Raw genomic sequence first — 1,109 nt, 5'->3', positions numbered from 1 at the left:
TTTTCCCCGGGCCGGGGGCATCGGCGACAGGGATGTCGCCGATGAGCCTACAGGGATGTATCCACAGCGTCCCCCGGCCCGGGGAAAACCCACCCCAAACCGGGTTTCAGGCCAAAAGGCTTCAGTCGTCGCCCGTCATTTCCGGCATGCCAAGAATGTTGTAGCCGGCGTCAACGTAGGTGATTTCGCCGGTCACACCCGATGCCAGGTCGGAGCACATGAAGGCCGCAACGTTACCGACTTCCACCGGGGTGATGGTGCGGCGCATGGGCGTGGTGCGTTCAACGTGATCGAGGATCTTGCGGAAGCTGCCGATGCCGGATGCGGCCAGGGTCTTGATCGGGCCGGCCGAGATGGCGTTGACGCGGTGGCCCTCGGGGCCCAGTGCCTGCGCCATGTAGCGCACATTCGCTTCCAGGCTGGCCTTGGCCAGGCCCATGACGTTGTAGTTTGGCAACGAGCGCAATGAGCCCAGGTAGGTCAGTGTCATCAACGCGCCATTGCGCCCGGCCATTAGCGGCCGGCCGGCCTTGGCCAGTGCGGCGAAGCTGTAGGAAGAGATATCGTGGGCGATCTGGAAGCCTTCACGCGTGACCGCGTCCAGGTAATTGCCGGACAGTTGTTCGCGCGGTGCGAAGCCGACCGAATGCACCAGGATGTCGTAGCTGTCCCAGTGCTTTGCCAGGCCATCGTAGACCGCCTCGATGTCGCGGTCATGGGCCACGTCGCAGGGCAGCACGATGTCCGATTCGCATTCCTCGGCAATCTTCTGCACCCGCGACTGCAGCTTGTCGTTCTGGTACGTGAAGGCCAGTTCCGCGCCCTGTTCGCGCATCTGCGTGGCAATACCCCAGGCGATGGAGCGGGGGCTGGCGACGCCAACGATCAGCGCACGTTTACCTGCAAGAAATCCCATTCAAAACTTCCTTTATGGTCAAAATCCGAATCCCCCAATCATACAACGATATCGCCCCAGCCTTTCACCAACGTGAACCCGTGCTGATTCAACGAGTCCCGGGGTTGGGGTTTGGGGTGCCCGGGACTATCGGCGACAAGGATGTCGCCGATAAGCGTGCAGGGAAGTATCCACAGCGTGTCCCGGGCACCCC

General features: G+C 62.0%; 1 protein-coding gene. It reads right to left on the bottom strand.

Translation table 11 applies throughout. The features are described 5' to 3' along the window. Positions 1-121: 121 nt before the first annotated feature. Positions 122-916, bottom strand: a complete 795-nt coding sequence (locus F3N42_RS15540) for an enoyl-ACP reductase FabI (RefSeq protein ID WP_150865905.1) — start codon at positions 914-916, stop codon at positions 122-124. Positions 917-1,109: the final 193 nt, after the last annotated feature.

The sequence above is a fragment of the Marinihelvus fidelis genome (assembly GCF_008725655.1).
In the GTDB taxonomy this organism is placed as follows: domain Bacteria; phylum Pseudomonadota; class Gammaproteobacteria; order Xanthomonadales; family SZUA-36; genus Marinihelvus; species Marinihelvus fidelis.
Note: the sequence above shows the minus strand (reverse complement) of the source record. Positions and strands in the feature narration are given on the sequence as shown.